Annotated in this window: 14 protein-coding genes and 1 riboswitch; of the genes, 4 read left to right on the plus strand and 10 right to left on the minus strand. The window is 74.4% G+C overall.

What is annotated here, in order from left to right:
• Positions 1-348: 348 nt before the first annotated feature.
• Positions 349-1590, minus strand: coding sequence for a cytochrome P450 (locus ACIQUR_RS07705; RefSeq protein ID WP_403659956.1), 1242 nt, complete (start codon positions 1588-1590; stop codon positions 349-351).
• A 314-nt stretch (positions 1591-1904) separates the two neighbouring features.
• On the opposite strand from ACIQUR_RS07705, the gene ACIQUR_RS07710 reads away from it, so the two are divergent.
• Entirely contained in the window at positions 1905-3074 is a 1170-nt protein-coding gene (locus ACIQUR_RS07710; protein WP_403659959.1) for a steroid 3-ketoacyl-CoA thiolase, read from the plus strand.
• 83 nt (positions 3075-3157) lie between these two features.
• On the opposite strand, the gene ACIQUR_RS07715 is transcribed toward ACIQUR_RS07710, so the two are convergent.
• From ACIQUR_RS07715 to ACIQUR_RS07745, 7 genes are all read right to left on the minus strand, one after another.
• A complete protein-coding gene (locus tag ACIQUR_RS07715; RefSeq protein ID WP_403659962.1) occupies positions 3158-3562 on the minus strand; it encodes a transglycosylase SLT domain-containing protein in 405 nt (134 codons plus the stop codon).
• 388 nt (positions 3563-3950) lie between these two features.
• Positions 3951-4808 (minus strand): ECF transporter S component, encoded by an 858-nt coding sequence (locus ACIQUR_RS07720; protein ID WP_403659965.1) that lies wholly within the window; start codon positions 4806-4808, stop codon positions 3951-3953.
• Positions 4805-6682, minus strand: coding sequence for an ABC transporter ATP-binding protein (locus tag ACIQUR_RS07725; protein ID WP_403659968.1), 1878 nt, complete (start codon positions 6680-6682; stop codon positions 4805-4807). Before ACIQUR_RS07725 ends, ACIQUR_RS07720 begins: the two co-directional genes overlap by 4 nt.
• A complete protein-coding gene (locus ACIQUR_RS07730) occupies positions 6679-7770 on the minus strand; it encodes an energy-coupling factor transporter transmembrane protein EcfT (protein WP_403661397.1) in 1092 nt (363 codons plus the stop codon). Before ACIQUR_RS07730 ends, ACIQUR_RS07725 begins: the two co-directional genes overlap by 4 nt.
• 461 nt (positions 7771-8231) lie before the next feature.
• The gene (locus tag ACIQUR_RS07735; protein WP_403659971.1) at positions 8232-8909 is read right to left on the minus strand and encodes an SCO2322 family protein; all 678 of its coding nucleotides are present in this window, start codon (positions 8907-8909) and stop codon (positions 8232-8234) included.
• A gap of 473 nt (positions 8910-9382) precedes the next feature.
• Positions 9383-10630, minus strand: coding sequence for a prenyltransferase/squalene oxidase repeat-containing protein (locus tag ACIQUR_RS07740; RefSeq protein ID WP_403659974.1), 1248 nt, complete (start codon positions 10628-10630; stop codon positions 9383-9385).
• Positions 10631-10755: 125 nt separating this feature from the next.
• Positions 10756-10825: riboswitch (cobalamin riboswitch) on the minus strand.
• A 218-nt stretch (positions 10826-11043) separates the two neighbouring features.
• Positions 11044-12090 (minus strand): MBL fold metallo-hydrolase, encoded by a 1047-nt coding sequence (locus tag ACIQUR_RS07745; RefSeq protein ID WP_403659977.1) that lies wholly within the window; start codon positions 12088-12090, stop codon positions 11044-11046.
• A 241-nt stretch (positions 12091-12331) separates the two neighbouring features.
• On the opposite strand from ACIQUR_RS07745, the gene ACIQUR_RS07750 reads away from it, so the two are divergent.
• Entirely contained in the window at positions 12332-13813 is a 1482-nt protein-coding gene (locus ACIQUR_RS07750; protein ID WP_403659980.1) for an aldehyde dehydrogenase, read from the plus strand.
• Complete coding sequence (locus ACIQUR_RS07755; protein WP_403659983.1) at positions 13813-14046, plus strand: ferredoxin; 234 nt, start codon at positions 13813-13815, stop codon at positions 14044-14046. Before ACIQUR_RS07750 ends, ACIQUR_RS07755 begins: the two co-directional genes overlap by 1 nt.
• Positions 14047-14135: 89 nt before the next feature.
• Here the strand turns inward: ACIQUR_RS07755 and ACIQUR_RS07760 are convergent, their stop codons facing one another.
• Both ACIQUR_RS07760 and ACIQUR_RS07765 read right to left on the minus strand, forming a co-directional pair.
• Positions 14136-14684 (minus strand): flavoprotein, encoded by a 549-nt coding sequence (locus ACIQUR_RS07760; RefSeq protein WP_403659986.1) that lies wholly within the window; start codon positions 14682-14684, stop codon positions 14136-14138.
• Between the two features lie 130 nt (positions 14685-14814).
• Entirely contained in the window at positions 14815-15441 is a 627-nt protein-coding gene (locus ACIQUR_RS07765) for a TetR family transcriptional regulator (protein ID WP_403659989.1), read from the minus strand.
• Between the two features lie 219 nt (positions 15442-15660).
• Between ACIQUR_RS07765 and ACIQUR_RS07770 the strand changes: the two genes are divergently transcribed.
• Positions 15661-16986, plus strand: a complete 1326-nt coding sequence (locus tag ACIQUR_RS07770) for a glycosyltransferase family 4 protein (protein WP_403659992.1) — start codon at positions 15661-15663, stop codon at positions 16984-16986.
• The last annotated feature ends 24 nt before the right edge of the window (positions 16987-17010 follow it).

Consider the following 17010-nt stretch of genomic DNA (forward strand, 5'->3'; position numbering starts at 1 on the left):
GCACGTCATGACCGTCGACGGCGGTGCCTCGCTCGGGGCCGCCTGACCGGGCCCGCCCCGCCGCGGGGGCCGCCCCCCGTCCCCGGCCGGGCCCGCCCCCGGGCCGCGGGGGCCCCGGGGCCCCGGCGCCCCTTCCGGCTGGATCGCCGCTGACGCAAGGATCACCCCGTTCGGGCCGGACCGCCACTCGAACGGGTGCCCCCGGGTCGCGGCGGCCCGGCGGGTGTGCCCGCACGCCGGCCCCGGCGTACGTACGAGTGCCCGCGCGGCCGGGACGGTACGGACGCCCGCGCGGGCGGCAGGGGCCGGGGGCGTGGGAGGTGGTGGCCCCTGCCGCCGGGACCCGGGTCAGCCGTGGCTGACCTGGAGTTCCTTGATGCCGTTGAGCCAGGCGGCCCGCAGCCGTCGCGGCTCGCCCGCGAGCCTGAGGTCCGGCAGGGCGTCGGCCAGGGCGTTGAAGATCAGGTCGATCTCCAGGACGGCCAGCGACTTGCCGAGGCAGAAGTGCGGCCCGCCGCCCCCGAAGCCCAGGTGGGGGTTGGGGTCGCGGGTGATGTCGAAGACCTCCGGGTTCTCGAACACCTCCGGGTCGTGGTTGGCGGAGGAGTAGAACATCCCGACCCGGTCGCCCGCCCGGATCTTCTGGCCGCCGAGCTCGGTGTCCTGGGTGGCGGTGCGCTGGAAGGAGACCACCGGCGTGGCCCAGCGGACGATCTCCTCGGCGGCGGTGGACGGCCGCTCCCTCTTGTACAGCTCCCACTGGTCGGGGTGGGTGAGGAAGGCGTGCATGCCGTGGCTGATGGCGTTGCGCGTGGTCTCGTTGCCCGCGACGGCCAGCACGAGGACGAAGAAGCCGAACTCGTCCGAGCTGAGGTTGCCCTGTCCCTCGGCGGCGACGAGCTGGGTCACGATGTCCTTGGCGGGGCACTGCTTGCGGTCGGCCGACATGTTCATCGCGTAGGCGATGAGGTCCATGGCCGACTGGGCGCCGACCTCCTCGGTGATGGCGTACTCCGGGTCGTCGTACGCGATCATCCGGTTCGACCAGTCGAAGAGCTTGGAGCGGTCCTCCTGGGGCACCCCGATGAGCTCCGCGATGGCCTGGAGCGGCAGCTCGCACGCGATCCTGGTGACGAAGTCGAAGCTGCCGTCGCCCGCGCCGGACCTGGCCTCCGCCACGATCCGCCGCGCCCGCTCGCGCAGGGTGTCCTCCAGGGCGCGGATCGAGCGCGGGGTGAAGCCGCGCTGCACGATCTGGCGGACCCGGGTGTGCTCCGGCGGGTCCATGTTCAGCATGATCAGCCGCTGGGCATCTATCTGCTCGCGCTGGATGTGCTCGTTGAAGCGGATGATCGCGGTGTTCGTGTTGGAGGAGAACAACTCCGGGTGCGTGGAGACGTACTTGACGTCCGCGTGCCGGGTGACGGCCCAGTAGCCCTCGTCGTCGAAGCCGGTGATGCCGCGCGGCTGCGGGCACCACCACACCGGCGCGGTCTGCCGCAGCTGGGCGAACTCCGGGAAGGGGACGCGGGCTTGGAGGAGGTCGGGGTCCGTGGCGTCGAAGCCTTCGGGCAGCGCGGGGCAGGGCATCGGCAACTCCAAAGTCTGACGGCCCATCAGAAGTTGGCTTGAAGGTAGTAACGAGTTCTAGAAGTGACAAGGCCTGCGGCGTGGACTGTTACCCGTGGCCACCCTCCCCGCGCGTGCGGGAATCGTGCAAGTCCCGCGCAAGACCCTTGCGTAGCCGGGGTTCCGGTCATAAGACTGCGGGGAGAACTAGAACGCGTACTAGTTCGGGGGGTTCGGGCCGTCCGCCGATTCGGGCCCGGACAGGGACGACACGACACACAGCTGCCGCGGGCCGCCGGGACGGCCCGCCCCGCTGTGGAGGAGAGGACGAGCTCATGGCCGCGGAACCCGTCATCGTCGAAGCCGTACGCACGCCCATCGGCAAACGCGGAGGCGCACTCGCGAACCTCCATCCGGCCTACCTGCTGGGCGAGACCTACCGCGAGGTGCTCGCCCGCACCGGCATCCAGCCCGACTGCGTCGAGCAGATCGTCGGCGGCACGGTCACCCACGCCGGCGAGCAGTCGATGAACCCCGCGCGCAACGCCTGGCTCGCCATGGGTCTGCCGTACGAGACCGCCGCCACCACCGTGGACTGCCAGTGCGGCAGCTCGCAGCAGGCCAACCACATGGTCGCCAACATGATCTCCAGCGGCGTCATGGACATCGGCATCGCCTGCGGCGTCGAGGCCATGAGCCGCGTCCCCCTCGGCTCCGGGTCCAAGCACGGCCCCGGCAAGCCCTGGCCGGACGAGTGGAACGTCGACCTGCCCAACCAGTTCGAGGCCGCCGAGCGCATCGGCCGCCACCGCGGCCTGACCCGCGAGGACGTCGACCGGCTCGGCGTGCTCTCGCAGGAGCGGGCGGCCGTGGCCTGGGCGGAGGAGCGCTTCAAGCGGGAGACCTTCGCGGTCCAGGTGCCCACCACCGAGGACGAGCAGCGCGCCGGACAGGGCATGTGGCGGCTGGTCGACCGGGACGAGGGGCTGCGCGACACCTCCATGGAGGCGCTGGGCCGCCTCAAGCCCGTGATGCCGACCGCCATCCACACGGCCGGCAACTCCTCGCAGATCTCCGACGGTGCCGCGGCCGTGATGTGGGCCTCGCGCAAGATGGCCCGCGCCCTCAAGCTCAAGCCGCGCGCCCGGATCGTCGCCCAGGCACTGGTCGGCTCCGACCCGCACTTCCACCTCGACGGCCCGATCGACGCCACCCGGGCCGTGCTGGGCAAGGCGGGGATGTCGCTCAAGGACATCGACCTGGTCGAGATCAACGAGGCCTTCGCCTCCGTGGTCCTCAGCTGGTCCAAGGTCTTCGACCAGGACCTGGAGAAGGTGAACGTCAACGGCGGCGCCATCGCGCTCGGCCACCCGGTCGGCGCCACCGGCGCCCGTCTGATCACCACCGCCCTGCACGAGCTGGAACGGCGCGACAAGGAGTTCGCGCTGGTCACCATGTGCGCGGGCGGGGCGCTCGCCACCGGGACGATCATCCAGCGGCTCTGACCGGCGGCGGCACCGGCGGGCCTGCCGGCCGCGCCGGTGCCGGGCCACCGGGGCCTTCGTGTGCCTGCCGGCTGTGCGGCGGCTTAGTACCAGTGGTTGGCCTGCCAGAAGTTCCAGGCACCGACCGGGGAGCCGTAGCGCTCGTTCATGTAGTCCAGGCCCCACTTGATCTGGGTGGCCGGGTTGGTCTTCCAGTCCGAGCCGGCGGAGGCCATCTTCGACCCCGGCAGGGCCTGGACCAGGCCGTACGCGCCGGAGGAGGAGTTGGTGGCGGTGTAGTCCCAGCCGCTCTCGTGCTCCACGATCTTGCTGAACGCGGCGAACTGGGCCGGGTCCTTGATCATCTGCTGGGCGATCGCCTTGGGGCTCGCGGGGGCGGCCTGGGCCGGAACCGCGGCCAGGAGGGTACCGGCGGCGGTGAGGCCGATGACGGTGCCCGCGAGGGTCTTCTTGCTGGCGGCGATGCGGCGGATGACGGCGTTGGGCACGGAGAACCTTCCGTAGGGAACAGGACGGTCGCAGGCATGCCGAGGACACGCGTGAGCCACTCACGTCGATGAGGGGGTGCGCGCAGTCCGTGGTCCGCGGGGGACCCGGCTGCCTTCCGGCGGTGGGTCCCGGGGGTGAACCACCCGGGCCGCTCGGCGACTCATCCAGTTTTAGCCGGGCTGTTGCAGGGCTGCAACGACCCCCTCCTACTACGGGCGGTCGGAGCCGGGGGCGGCGGGGCCGGGCCGGTCCGGTCGGCGTCCGCGCAGGTGGGAGAGGGTGTGGGGTGGGGGTCGTGACCCCGCTCAGGGACTACGGTCCCGGTTCGTATGTGACCTGGGTCCTGTGGGCCGCCTCACCGCTTTCGGGCCCGGATGTCGCGATCCGTCACAGTTCATGCACATTTTTTGGGGTGTCTGAGGCGTCCCCGGAGGCGGATTCGAAGGTGACCGGGGTCTCAAAGGCAGCTTTTCGAGTGGCCCGGCGCAGCGCGCGGAGCACCGTCCCGCCCAGCGTCACGGTCAGTACGACGGTCAGCGCGGCCCGGCCGAGGTCCCAGCCCATCGACGTGGTCAGGCAGTAGACGAGGAAGCGGACCAGGTTCTCGTGCACCGGGGCACCGGCCTGGAAGGACACACCGGTGCCCATTCCCGACACGAGCACCCAGCCCTGGAGGTTCATGACGGTGCCGTACGCGAACGCGCCGAGGAAGCCGTACGCGGAGAGCAGCAGCAGCTCGCCCCGGCCGCGCAGCCGGTCCGGGGCCGGCAGCAGCCCGGCCCCCATGGCGAACCAGCCGAGCGCCAGCATCTGGAACGGCATCCAGGGACCGACCCCGCCCGTGAGCAGGGCGGAGGCGAACATCGTGACCGCGCCCAGCACGAAGCCGAAGCCGGGGCCGAGCACGCGGCCGCTCAGCACCATCAGGAAGAACATCGGCTCCAGGCCGGCGGTGCCGGCGCCGAGCGGCCGCAGGGCCGCGCCGACGGCGGCCAGCACGCCGAGCATGGCCACGGCCTTCGCGTCGATGCCGTCGTCGGCGATGGTGGCGACGACCACTCCGACCAGGAGGGGCAGCAGGGCCGCGAAGAGCCACGGGGCGTCCTGGGCGTGCGCGATGCCGGAGCCGGGGGCGGCGAGCAGGGGCCAGCCGAAAGCGGCGACGCCGATGAGGGAGACCAGGACCAGGGCGACGGCGGCCCGGGGGCCGATGCGGATGGGGCGGGGGGACGGGGTGCCGGTCATGCGGTGGGCTCCTGGGCGAGGGCCCTGGCGACCTGGTCGACCGTGAGCCAGTGGCCGGGCGCGAGGATCTTCGCCACCTGCGGTGCGAAGGCGGGGGAGGAGACCACCACCTCGGCCGTGGGCCCGTCCGCGACGATCTCGCCGCCGGCCAGGATCACCACCCGGTGGGCCAGCTCGGCGGCCAGTTCCACGTCGTGGGTGGCCAGCAGGATGGCGTGGCCGTCCGCGGACAGGCCCCGCAGGACCTCCACGAGCCGGGCCTTGGCGGCGTAGTCCAGGCCGCGGGTCGGCTCGTCGAGCAGCAGCAGGGCCGGCCGTCCGGTCAGCACGATCGCCAGCGCGAGCGCCAGCCGCTGGCCCTCCGAGAGGTCGCGGGGGTGCGTGTCGTCCGGGACGCCGGGGAGGAGCGCGGCGACCAGGTCCCGGCAGGTGCCGGGGGCCGCCTGCGCGTCCTGGTCCGCCGCCGCGCACTCGGCGGCGACCGTGTCGGCGTACAGGAGGTCGCGCGGCTCCTGCGGTACGAGGCCGACGTGGCGCAGCATCTGGGCCGGCGGGGTGGCGGCGGGCACGCGGCCGCCGACGGTCACCTCGCCGGTGTGGGGTTCGAGGAGGCCGACGAGGGTGGCGAGGAGGGTGGACTTGCCGGCGCCGTTGCGGCCCATGAGGGCGGTGATCTCGCCGGGGGCCAGGGTGAGGTCGATCGCGCGGAGGATGTCCGTGCGGGTTCGGCGTACGGCCAGGTTCCGGGTACGGGCGGGCTCCGCCGGGGGCTCGGGGTGGGGGCCGGTTCCGGTGCGGGTTCCCGTGCCGGTTCCCGTGCGGGGCGGGGTCGCGGTGCCGGTGGCTGCGGGGCGGCGGAACCGCTGGAGGAGTTCCCCTACCCGCCCTCCCCCTCGCTTCGCTGGGGGGACCCCCATCCCGAAACCGGGGCTCCGCCCCGGACCCCGCTCCTCAAACGCCGGAGGGGCTGGGACCGCTGCGGGAGGTGCTGGGGTTGCCGGGGTGGGGGGTGGGGTTGCTGCGGCGGGCGTAGTGGGGCCCGTTCGCGGGAGTGGGAGGGAGGACAGGCGGGACCTGAGCGGGGCGGAGCGGCGGCGGGCGTCGCGGACGGAGAGGGGGAGGGGGGACCAGGCGGCGAGGCGGCCCAGGGAGACCACCGGGGGGTGGACCGGCGACACGGCCATGATGTCCGCCGGCGGGCCCATGACCGGAGCGCGGCCCGGCCCCGGCAGGAGGACGACCTGGTCGGCGTACTGGACCACCCGTTCCAGCCGGTGCTCGGCCATCAGCACCGTCGTGCCCAGGTCGTGCACCAGCCGCTGGAGCACGGCCAGCACCTCCTCGGCCGCCGCCGGGTCGAGCGCGGAGGTCGGTTCGTCGAGCACGAGGACCTTCGGGTGCGGGGTCAGCACCGAGCCGATCGCCACGCGCTGCTGCTGGCCGCCCGACAGGGACGCGAGGGGGCGGTCGCGGAGTTCGTTCAGGCCCAGCAGGTCGAGGGTCTCCTCCACCCGCCGCCGCATCACCGCCGGGGCCAGGCCGAGGGACTCCATGCCGTACGCCAGCTCGTCCTCGACCGTGTCGGTGACGAAGTGGGCCAGCGGGTCCTGGCCGACGGTGCCGACCACGTCCGCCAGCTCGCGCGGCGGGTGGGTGCGCGTGTCCCGGCCCGCGACCGTGACCCGGCCGCGCAGGGTCCCGCCGGTGAAGTGCGGGACGAGGCCCGAGACGGTGCCGAGGAGCGTCGACTTCCCGACGCCGGACGGGCCCACCAGCAGCACCAGCTCGCCCTCGGGCACGGTCAGGTCCACTCCCTGGAGGGTGGGGACGGCCGTGTCCTCATAGGTGACGGACACCTGCTCGAAGCGGATCACCGGGACTCCTGGGCAGCGGGGGTGGACGGTACGGGGGCCACGAAGGCCGGGAGCAGGCCGATCAGCACCGCCGCCGCGGGCCACAGCGGCAGGGCCGGCGCGGTCAGCGGCACCACGCCGGGCCGCAGCGCCTCCGCGTCCCAGGACCCGGCGAGGATCATGAGGGCGGCCACGGCGGCGCCGGAACCGGCGATCAGCCAGGACCGGGCGCCCCAGCGGTCGGGCCGGTAGCTGGTGCGCAGGCTGCGCCGGCCGCCGAGCCGGAGCCCGGCCAGCGCGAGGACGAGGCCGGTGAGCAGGACCGGCAGCCCGTACGACGCGCCTTCCGCGGCCAGCAGTCCGTACGTGCCGGCGCACACCCCGAGCAGGCCGCCGAGCGTGAGGACGGCGGTCAGGCGGCGCACCGCGGCCGGCACCGCGGCGGTACGGCCGTACCCCCGCGTGTCCATCGCGGCGGCCGTCGCCACGGAACGCTCCAGGGCGCCTTCGAGCACAGGGATCCCGATCTGGAGGACCGCCTTGACCCCGCCGGTGGGGCGGCCCCGCAGGCGGCGGGCGTGGCGGAGCCGGGCCACGTCCGCGACCAGGTTCGGCGCGAAGGTCATGGCCACGACGACGGCCACGCCTGCCTCGTACAGGGCGGCCGGCAGTGACTTCAGCAGCCGCGCCGGGTTGGCCAGGGCGTTGGCGGCGCCCACGCAGACGAGGAGGGCGGCCAGCTTGGCGCCGTCGTAGAAGGCGAAGACCAGTTGCTCGGCGGTGACCCGGCCGCCGATGCGGATGCCCCGGGCCCAGTCGGGGAGCGGCAGCTCGGGGAGGGTGAGGAGGGTGTGCGTGCCGGGGATGGGGGAGCCCAGGACCACGGAGAAGGCGAGCCGGATCGCGATCACCACCAGCGCGAACTTCAGGAAGGTCGCGTACGAGCGGGCCCACGGGGCGTCGGTCTTGCGGGCGGCGACGACGTAGCCGGCGGTGCCGACGATCAGGCCGAGGAGGAGGGGGTTGGTGGTGCGGCTGGCGGCGGTGGCGAGGCCGAGCGCCCACAGCCACCAGGCGCCGGCGTGCACGGCGTTGCTCCGGGTGGCCACGGGAGCGGTGAGCCGTCCGGCGGTTCGGGGGGCGGGGCGGGGGTGGTGCGGGTGCGGGTGCCGGTTCGGGGTGGCGGGGTGCCCGCCGGCCCGTCGGCTGCCGCGTCCGGCGCCGCCCCGGGCAGCCCCCAGGGCGCGAAACGCCCTGCCCCCGCCGTCCGGCTCGACACCGGGGGCGGGGGACGCGGGACCCGGCACCGAGCCCGCGCCGGAGCCCGGCACGGCTCCGGCCGGGTCGTGGGCGGCGTCCTCGGTGTCCGGGGCGGCTCCGGCCGGGTCGTGGGCGATGCCCTGCGTGTCCGGGGCGGCTCCCGCGAGGCGTGCGGCCGTGTCCTGAGGCGGGCCGGGTTGCGCTGTGGGGTCTGGTGCGGCCGCTTCCCGGTGCGGCTCGGTGTTCCGGCCCGGGGTGGGGCCGGCCTGCCGCGGCGCGTCCGGGGAAGGGAGAGGGGTGTCGTGCGCGGTCATCGATTGCGGGTGCGGGACTTCCAGACGGCGGCCGCGCCCAGGGCGAGGACCGCTGCCAGGCCGATGAGGAGGTTCGCGGACGTGCCGGAACCGGCGGTGCCGGAGGTGCCGGAGGGCTGCGCGGCGGCCGTCGGGGCCGCGGTGCCGTTCTCCTCGGGCAGTGCGATCTGCTCACCGCAGCCCTCCCGGGGGTAGCCCGAGATGGCGCAGAGCAGCGCCGCGCTGTTGTAGCGGAGCGGCTTCGCGACCGCGGCCAGCGCCTCGGCCGTCGTGGCGTCCGGCGCCACGGACGCGCAGGCGGTACGGGGCTCCGCGCGCGGCGGGGTCTCGCCCGCGGGGGCGTCGGCGGGTACGCCGAAGTCGATGACCAGGGCCACCCGCTTCTTCCCGGCCGCCGCCGGGGTGGACCCGCAGACGGCCTGGAAGTCGGCGGTGGCCCGGGGCCGGGCGGCGTCGGGGGCGTCCTTGCTCACCGCGAAGCGGAAGCCCTGGACGGAACCGTCGCCGGGGCGGGCCGTCGACGGGCCCTGGCTCGCGTAGGTCCAGCTCCCGTCCGTGCCCTCCCAGAACGACCAGTAGCGGTAGCCGGCGGCCACCGCGGGCCCGGCGCCCAGCAGCGTGAACACGCCGCCGAGCGCGAGGAGGAGGGCCAGCACCGCGCCGCCCGCCCGCACGCGCCGCCGCCCGCCGCGGAAGGCGGCCGGTGCGGGCGCGGGGCACGACGCCCGTCGAGAGCCGGCGGCACCGGAGGCCACGGAGCGCCCGGCCCCGAGTGCCGACCCCGGGCCGGGGGCGGCGATGTGCGCAGCACGTCGTACGGAGCCGGCGGACTGCGGGCCGCTGCTCGTGGAACGGGCGAGCCGCGGTTCCGTGCCCGCGGGGTGGGCCGGCCGCGGTGCACGGAGACCCGCCTGGGCGGGGGCCGCCGCCCCACGGGACGGGCGGCCGCCCCGGAACCGGCCCCCCTGTTCCGGGGCGGCCGGACCCGCCGGGGCGGGTGCCGCCGCCGTCGGTGCGTGTGCGGGCGCGGCCGCACCACCGGGCCGGCAGGCCCGGCGGGCGTGGGCCGCGGGTCGCAGTGCCTGCCCGGGGCCGGCCGGGACCGCGGGCGGAGTGGTGCCCCCGGCAGGGGACGGCGGCGGGAGGGTCACTGCTTCTTCTTGCGGCCGCTGAGGAGGAAGCCGATGCCGATGCCGGCCACGGCGAAGGAGCCGATGACCCACCACTTCGAGCCGTCGCCGGAGGCGGAGTCCTCGGCCTTCTCCTCTTCCTTCTTCTCCGGGGCGGCGGTCGTGGCGGCGGCCTGCGGGGCCGGGCCCGTCGCGTTCAGCGCGGCCACCAGGTCGGTGCCGCCGAAGGACTTGGGGTCCTCGCCCATGGCATGGGCGGCCAGCACCAGCGTGCCCAGGCCCGCCGGGTTGCCCTTGGCCCACTCGCCCGCGTTCTTCTCCAGCCACGCGAACGCGCCCCGCGCGGCACCCGCGTGCCCGCCGGCCGCCAGCGCGATCACGGCGTCGGCGGTGTTGCCGACGTCCGCCACCGGCTTGTCGGAGCCGGGGGTGACGGCCGTCAGGTGGCCGTCCTTCTTGAGCGCCTCGGCCAGGTAGAAGGCGGCGCCCACGGCCGCCGTCGGCGCGTCCGCCGCACCCTTCGCGCCCGCCGGGCACTCGGGGACCGTCACCGGCTCGTCCGAGCCGGCCGGGGACACGACGGCGTTCTTGCCGAGGCCCGCCAGCGCGGCGGCGGCCGTCGCGTCGGCGTTGGCGGCCAGCTTGCCGTCCTTGTCGGGCTGGTAGGCGAACGCGCCGCGGTCGGCGCCCTTCGCGGCGCAGCCGAGCTGGAAGGGGAGGAGCCCGTCGAGGGCGGAGGTGCCGGCCTTCGACTTCACGTCGCCCGGCTTCACGCCCGCCGCCACCAGGGCGCCGATCACCACGGAGGTGGAGTTCGCGTCGCTCGGGGAGCCCGGGCTGTAGGACCAGCCGCCGTCCGCGTTCTGTACGGACTTCAGCCAGTCCACGGCCTTCTTCACCACGGCGTCCTGGCCGCCCAGGGCCGCCAGCGCCTGCACGGCCGCGGCCGTGGCGTTGCTGTCGAGCATGGTCTTCGCGTCGCACGCCTTGGCGGCGTCGGGGCGGAAGGAGGCGAAGGCGCCGTTGGCGCACTGCTGGCCGGTCAGCCAGGAGACGGCCCCCGGTGCGGGCTTCAGGCCCACGGTGTCCTGGGCGAGCAGCCCGAAGGACTGGCGCCACACACCGTCGTACGTCGGGTCGGTCTTGCCGTACAGGCCCTCGGGTATCGCGGGGGCGGGGCTCGGCGCGGCCAGGGCGGCGGGGGCGGCGGCCACGCAGAGCACGGCGGTGGCGGCGAGCGCGGCGGCGCTGCGGCGGACGGTCATGGCGGCGGGTGCCTCTCCTGCTGGGGAGCGGGAGGCAGGCACACGAGGGGCCGGGCTCCGGCTCCGTATACCTCGACGGTGCCGGTCACCGGGGTTCCGGTGACGCGAGCCGCGCACGTCCAGCAGGGCATTCCGGCTCACCGCCCGGGGCGGTTCACGGTTGCGGGTCAGCGCCGGATTCGCACCGGCTTCCCCCCGCGTGGAGTGTTGACGACCCCGACACTGTACCGGCCCGGGCGCCCCCTGCCAGGGGCCAACCCCGGCCGGCGCCCCTTACCGGCACCGGCCGCGGAACCTCCTGTACGGGGCTGCGGAATCCCCGCCGCCGCCCGGAGCGCCCGTACCGTCCGGCTCCTCGTACGTACGGCGGCCCCGGCCCCGGACGCGTACGCCCGCCCCCGCCGTGCCGCGTCTCACACCGCCCGGTACGTCACCGGGTCGCTTCCCGGCACCGCCTCCGCGCGGCCCAGCTTCACCAGGCGCCTCAGGTGGGCCTCCGCCTCCGAGACGGCGATGTTCCGCGAGCCGTACGGGATCTCGGCCCAGGGGCGGTTCCACTCCATCCGCTCCGCCAGCGCCCACGGGGTCACCGGCTCGGCCAGCAGCTCCCACAGCCCCCGCAGCCGCTCCTCGTGGTGGGCCAGCAGCTCGCGCACCCGGGCGGGGGCGTCGGTGAAGGCGTGCTGGTGGGCCGGGAGCACCTCGGCGGGTGCCAGGCGTCCGATGCGTTCGAGGGAGTCGAGGTAGTCGCCCAGCGGGTCGGTGGCCCGGGTGTCCTCGGGGTCCTCGTAGAGGCCGATGTGCGGGGAGATGCCCGGCAGCAGGTGGTCGCCGGAGAACAGCCGGCCGTTGCCCGGCAGGTTCGCCGGGTGGCGTTCCTCCAGGTGCAGGCAGACGTGGCCGGGGGTGTGCCCGGGCGTCCAGATGGCGCGCAGCCGGCGCCCGGGCAGCGGCAGCAGCTCGCCGGGCGGGATCTCGCGGTCGGGCAGGGCGGCCCGCAGCCCGGGCAGGGTGCGCATCCGGCCGGATTCCCGGGCCGCGCGCAGCGGTGCGACGTGCTCCTCGGGGGCGCCGGCGGCGGCGAGCTTCACGGCCAGGTAGTCCAGCCAGACGGCGGGTTCGGCGCTGCGGGTGCGCTGGACCACCTCCGTGTCGGCGGCGTGCATGGCGATCCAGGCCCCGGAGGCCTCCCGCACCTGGCCGGACAGGCCGTGGTGGTCGGGGTGGTGGTGGGTGATGACCACGCCGTGGACGTCGGCGACCGCGATGCCGAGGGCGTCCAGGCCCGCGACCAGGGTGTCCCAGGACGCGGGGTCGTCCCAGCCGGTGTCGATGAGGACGGGCCCGGCGTCGGTGTCGAGGACGTGGACGAGGGTGTGGCCGAGCGGGTTGTCCGGGATGGGCACCTTGATGCCGTGGACGCCCCCGCCGTGGTCGGTCACCTGAGTCACCTGGGTCATGCCGGGCCCCCTGTCGACGTACGTTTCGAGAACTGGTTGCAGTAGTAGCCCAAGTCGACCATCAAGAGCCACTCCTGACCAGCCGCCGGAGGCCCCGGGTGTCCCCTTCTCCGTCGCTTCCGTCCTCGCCGTGGACTAGTCGAACTAGAACTGGTATCAGTTCTGGGTCGAAGCCTGAAAGAGCGTCAGGGGACGGCACGCAGGCAGTCACAGCAGCGCCGGGCCGCAGGAGGCATCAGCCATGACCGAGCTCGTGGAACACGGAAAGCTGTTCATCGGCGGGGAGTGGGCCGACCCGCTGGGCAGCGGGACCATCGAGGTCGTCTCGCCCCATACCGAGCAGGTCATCGGTCGCGTCCCGCACGCCTCCACCGCCGATGTGGACCGCGCGGTGGCGGTCGCCCGCAAGGCCTTCGACGAGGGCCCCTGGCCCCGCATGAGCCTCGACGAGCGGATCGCGGTCGTCACCCGCATCAAGGACGCCATCGCCGTCCGGCACGAGGAGATCGCGCGCTCCATCAGCTCCCAGAACGGCTCCCCGTATTCCTGGAGCGTCCTCGCCCAGGCCCTCGGCCCGATGATGGTCTACGACGCCGCCATCACGGTCGCCCGCGCCTACCCGTACGAGGAGCACCGCGCCGGCGTGCTCGGCCCGATCCTGGTCCGCCGCGAGCCGGTGGGCGTCGTCGCCGCCGTCATCCCCTGGAACGTCCCGCAGTTCGTGGCCGCCGCCAAGCTGGCACCCGCGCTGCTCACCGGCTCCTGCGTGATCCTCAAGCCCTCGCCCGAGGCGCCCCTCGACTCCTACATCCTGGCCGACATCGCCCGCGAGGCCGGGCTGCCGGAGGGCGTGCTGTCGATCCTGCCCGCCGACCGCGAGGTCAGCGAGTACCTCGTCGGGCACCCCGGCGTCGACAAGGTCGCCTTCACCGGCTCCGTCGCGGCCGGCAAGCGGGTCATGGAGGTCGCCGCCCGCAACCTCACCCGGGTCACCCTCGAACTCGGCGGCAAGTCGGCCGCCGTGATCCTCCCGGACGCCGACCTGGAGTCCACCGTGGCCGGGATCATCCCGGCGGCCTGGATGAACAACGGCCAGGCCTGCGTCGCCCAGACCCGGATCCTGGCCCCGCGCAGCCGCTACGACGAGATCGCCGAGGCCCTCGCGGCCGCGGCCGGCGCCCTGGTGGTCGGCGACCCGCTGGACCCGGCCACGCAGCTCGGCCCGCTGGTCGCCCGGCGCCAGCAGAAGCGGTCCCTCGACTACATCAGGATCGGCCAGGACGAGGGCGCCAAGGTCCTCGCGGGCGGCGGCGTCCCGGCCGGGCAGGAGCGGGGCTGGTACGTCGAGCCGACCCTGCTCGGCAGCGTCGACAACGGCATGCGGGTGGCCCGTGAGGAGATCTTCGGCCCGGTGGTCTGCCTGCTGCCCTACGGGGACGAGGCCGAGGCGGCGAGGATCGCCAACGACTCCGACTTCGGCCTGAGCGGCAGCGTCTGGACCGGGGACGTCGAGCACGGCATCGACTTCGCGCGCCGGGTGCGGACGGGCACGTACAACGTCAACACCTTCAGCCTCGACATGATGGGCCCCTTCGGCGGCTACAAGAACAGCGGCGTGGGCCGCGAGTTCGGTCCCGAGGGCCTGGGCGAGTACCTGGAGCACAAGATGATCCACCTGCCCGCCGGGTACGCGCCGGCCGCCGGCGCGGCGGGCGGTGCCTGATGGGTGACCGCTGGCACGTCGAGGTGGACCGGGGTGTCTGCATCGGCTCCGGCATGTGCGTCAACCACGCCCCGGACGGCTTCCGGCTGGACACCGCCCGCCAGTCCCACCCGGTCGCACCGGACACCGACGCGAGTGAGCCCGTGCTCACGGCGGCCGAGGGGTGCCCGGTCGAGGCCATCGTGATCACGCTGCTGGAGTCGGGCGAGCCGGTCTTCCCTCCGGAGGAGTAGCCGATCCGGCCGCGGCCCCGCCGACCCCCGCCCGCCGTCACCCCTTTGGCGGCGGGCGGGCCTGCCGGAGCCAGCGCGGTGCCCGGGCGTCAGCCGTGGACGGGCTGGACCAGCGCGTCGGCGGCGTCCAGGGCGAGCTGCCACGGGAAGTCCGGTACGTGGTCCTGGCCGGGCGGGTTGGGGTGGAAGCCGTTCTCGCCGTACAGGACGCGCACGCCCGCGTTGTGCAGGGTGGCCAGGCTCTGCTCGAACTGCGGGTGCCGGTCCAGGGCCGTGTTCACGCACGGCATGACGGCCATGGGCGTGCCCTTGCCCATCGCCTCGGCCGCCACGCCGACCACGAAGCGGTCGGTGATCCCGAGGGCCAGGGCGTTGACCGAGTTGAAGGTGGCGGGCGCGAAGAGCACGGCGTCGGGCGCCGGCCACAGGTCTGGCTCGCCGGGGCGCCGGTACCGGCTGCGTACGGGGTGGCCGGTCAGCGCGGCGAGTCCCTCGATGCCCCCGGCCACCCAGTCGGCGGCCGCCGGGGTCAGCCCCAGGCACACGTCCCAGCCCCTGGCCTGGGCCTCCTCCACGACCCGGGCCACGTCGAACAGCGGCGGGGCGGCGGAACAGAACAGATACAGGGTGCGCGTCATGAGCATCAGTTGATCACACAGATGATGCGGGCCCGTCAAGAGCCGACCCGTTCCGGCCATGCCCCGTCGGGACCCGGCCCTGTCGGGGCCCGGCCCCGTCCCGCTCCGCCGCCGTCGGGACCCGCCGCCGTCAGGCTCCGGGCTTCTCCGGGGCGGTGAGGTCGATCAGCCGGCAGACCGTCTCGATGTCGATCTTCACCTGGGCGATGGACGCCCGGCCCGAGAGCCAGGTGATCAGCGCCGAGTGCCAGGTGTGCTCGATCACCCGGACCGCCGAGAGCTGCTCCGCCGTCGGCGGCGCGTCCAGCCCCATCGCGTCCAGGATGATCGCGGTCGTCAGCCGGGAGACGGTGTCCACCTCGGGCGAGACGCTCCGGTCGGCGAAGGTCAGCGCCCGGACCATCGCGTCCGCCAGGTGCGGTTCGCGCTGGAGGGCCCGGAAGGCCCGCATCAGGGTCTCGGCGACCCGCTCCGACGCGCTCTCGCCCGCCGGCGGCCGCTTCCGCAGCGTGGTGTGCATGTGCTGGAGCTGGTCCTGCATCGTCGCCACCAGCAGGTGCACCTTGGACGGGAAGTAGCGGTACAACGTGCCCAGCGCGACGTTCGACGACTCCGCGACCTCGCGCATCTGCACGGCGTCGAACCCGCCCCGGCTCGCCAGCTGCGCGCTCGCGTGCAGGATCCGTCGGCGACGGGCCTCCTGGCGCTCAGTCAGGGGCGGGGACGCCGCGGTGGCGGCTCTGGCTTCCGCTGTCATATGTCCCATTCCATGGCCTTCGCCGGACACGGCCCCGTGCGGCTCCGCGCCTCAGCATGTCAGGAGCGCCGGTGGTGGCGCGAATCACCTGCTCCGCCTCTTACGGTGTGGTTTCCGGCCGGTAGATTCAATGCTCCTCGACGGATCAAGTCTGAAACTTGTTCTACATTATCCGAGCGGTTACGCTCCGGCGAAAGTGCAGTGAGAAGGGGGCCGAGAGTGTCCGCTGAGGCCATGGTGACGAGCCCTTTCGCGGGTTCCGCCACTGACGGCGACCGCCCGTTGCGCATCGCACTCCTCACGTACAAGGGGAACCCGTTCTGCGGGGGACAGGGCGTCTACGTCCGCCACCTCTCGCGCGAGCTGGCCCGCCTCGGACACACCGTCGAGGTCATCGGCGCCCAGCCCTACCCCGTGCTCGACCCCGAGGACGGACAGACCCTCACCGAGCTGCCCAGCCTCGACCTCTACCGCCAGCCCGACCCGTTCCGCACGCCCAAGCGCGACGAGTACCGGGACTGGATCGACGCGCTGGAGGTCGCCACCATGTGGACCGGCGGCTTCCCCGAGCCGCTGACCTTCTCGCTCCGCGCCCGCCGCCACCTGGCCGCCCGCCGCGGCGAGTTCGACGTCATCCACGACAACCAGACCCTCGGGTACGGGCTGCTCGGCGCCCTCGGCGCCCCCCTGGTGACCACCATCCACCACCCGATCACCGTCGACCGGCAGCTGGAGCTCGACGCCGCGAAGGACCGCAAGAAGCGCGCCTCCGTACGGCGTTGGTACGCCTTCACGCGCATGCAGAAGCGCGTCGCCCGCCGGCTGCCGTCCGTGCTCACCGTCTCCGGCTCCTCCAAGCAGGAGATCGCCGACCACCTCGGCGTCCGCGGCGACCGCATCCACGTCGTGCACATCGGCGCCGACACCGAGCTGTGGTCGCCCGACGCGTCCGTCGCCGAGGTCCCGGGCCGCATCGTCACCACCTCCAGCGCCGACGTACCGCTCAAGGGCCTCGTGTACCTGATCGAGGCCCTCGCCAAGCTGCGCACCGAACGCCCCGACGCCCACCTCGTGGTCGTCGGCAAGCGCGCCGAGCGCGGGCCCGTCGCCCGCGCCATCGAGAAGTACGGGCTCCAGGACGCCGTACGGTTCGTCAAGGGCGTCACCGACGCCGAACTCGTGGACCTCGTCCGCAGCGCCGAGGTCGCCTGCGTGCCCTCCCTCTACGAGGGCTTCTCGCTGCCCGCGGCCGAGGCCATGGCCACCGGCACCCCCCTGGTCGCCACGACCGGCGGGGCCATCCCCGAGGTGGCCGGCCCGGACGGCGAGACCTGCCTGGCCGTGCCGCCCGGCGACGCGGGAGCCCTGGCGGCGGCCCTCGGCCGGCTGCTCGGCGACCCGGAGCTGCGCGCCTCGCTCGGCACCGCGGGGCGCGAGCGGGTTCTCGCCAACTTCACGTGGGCCAAGGCCGCCGAAGGCACCGTCGCCCACTACCGTGCCGCCATCGCCGCGGCCGGCGCCCGCCGCGCCACCACGACTCGCTGACGCCCAGCCCCACCCTCACACCAC

Source organism: Streptomyces sp. NPDC101132, from assembly GCF_044759225.1.
In the GTDB taxonomy this organism is placed as follows: domain Bacteria; phylum Actinomycetota; class Actinomycetes; order Streptomycetales; family Streptomycetaceae; genus Streptomyces.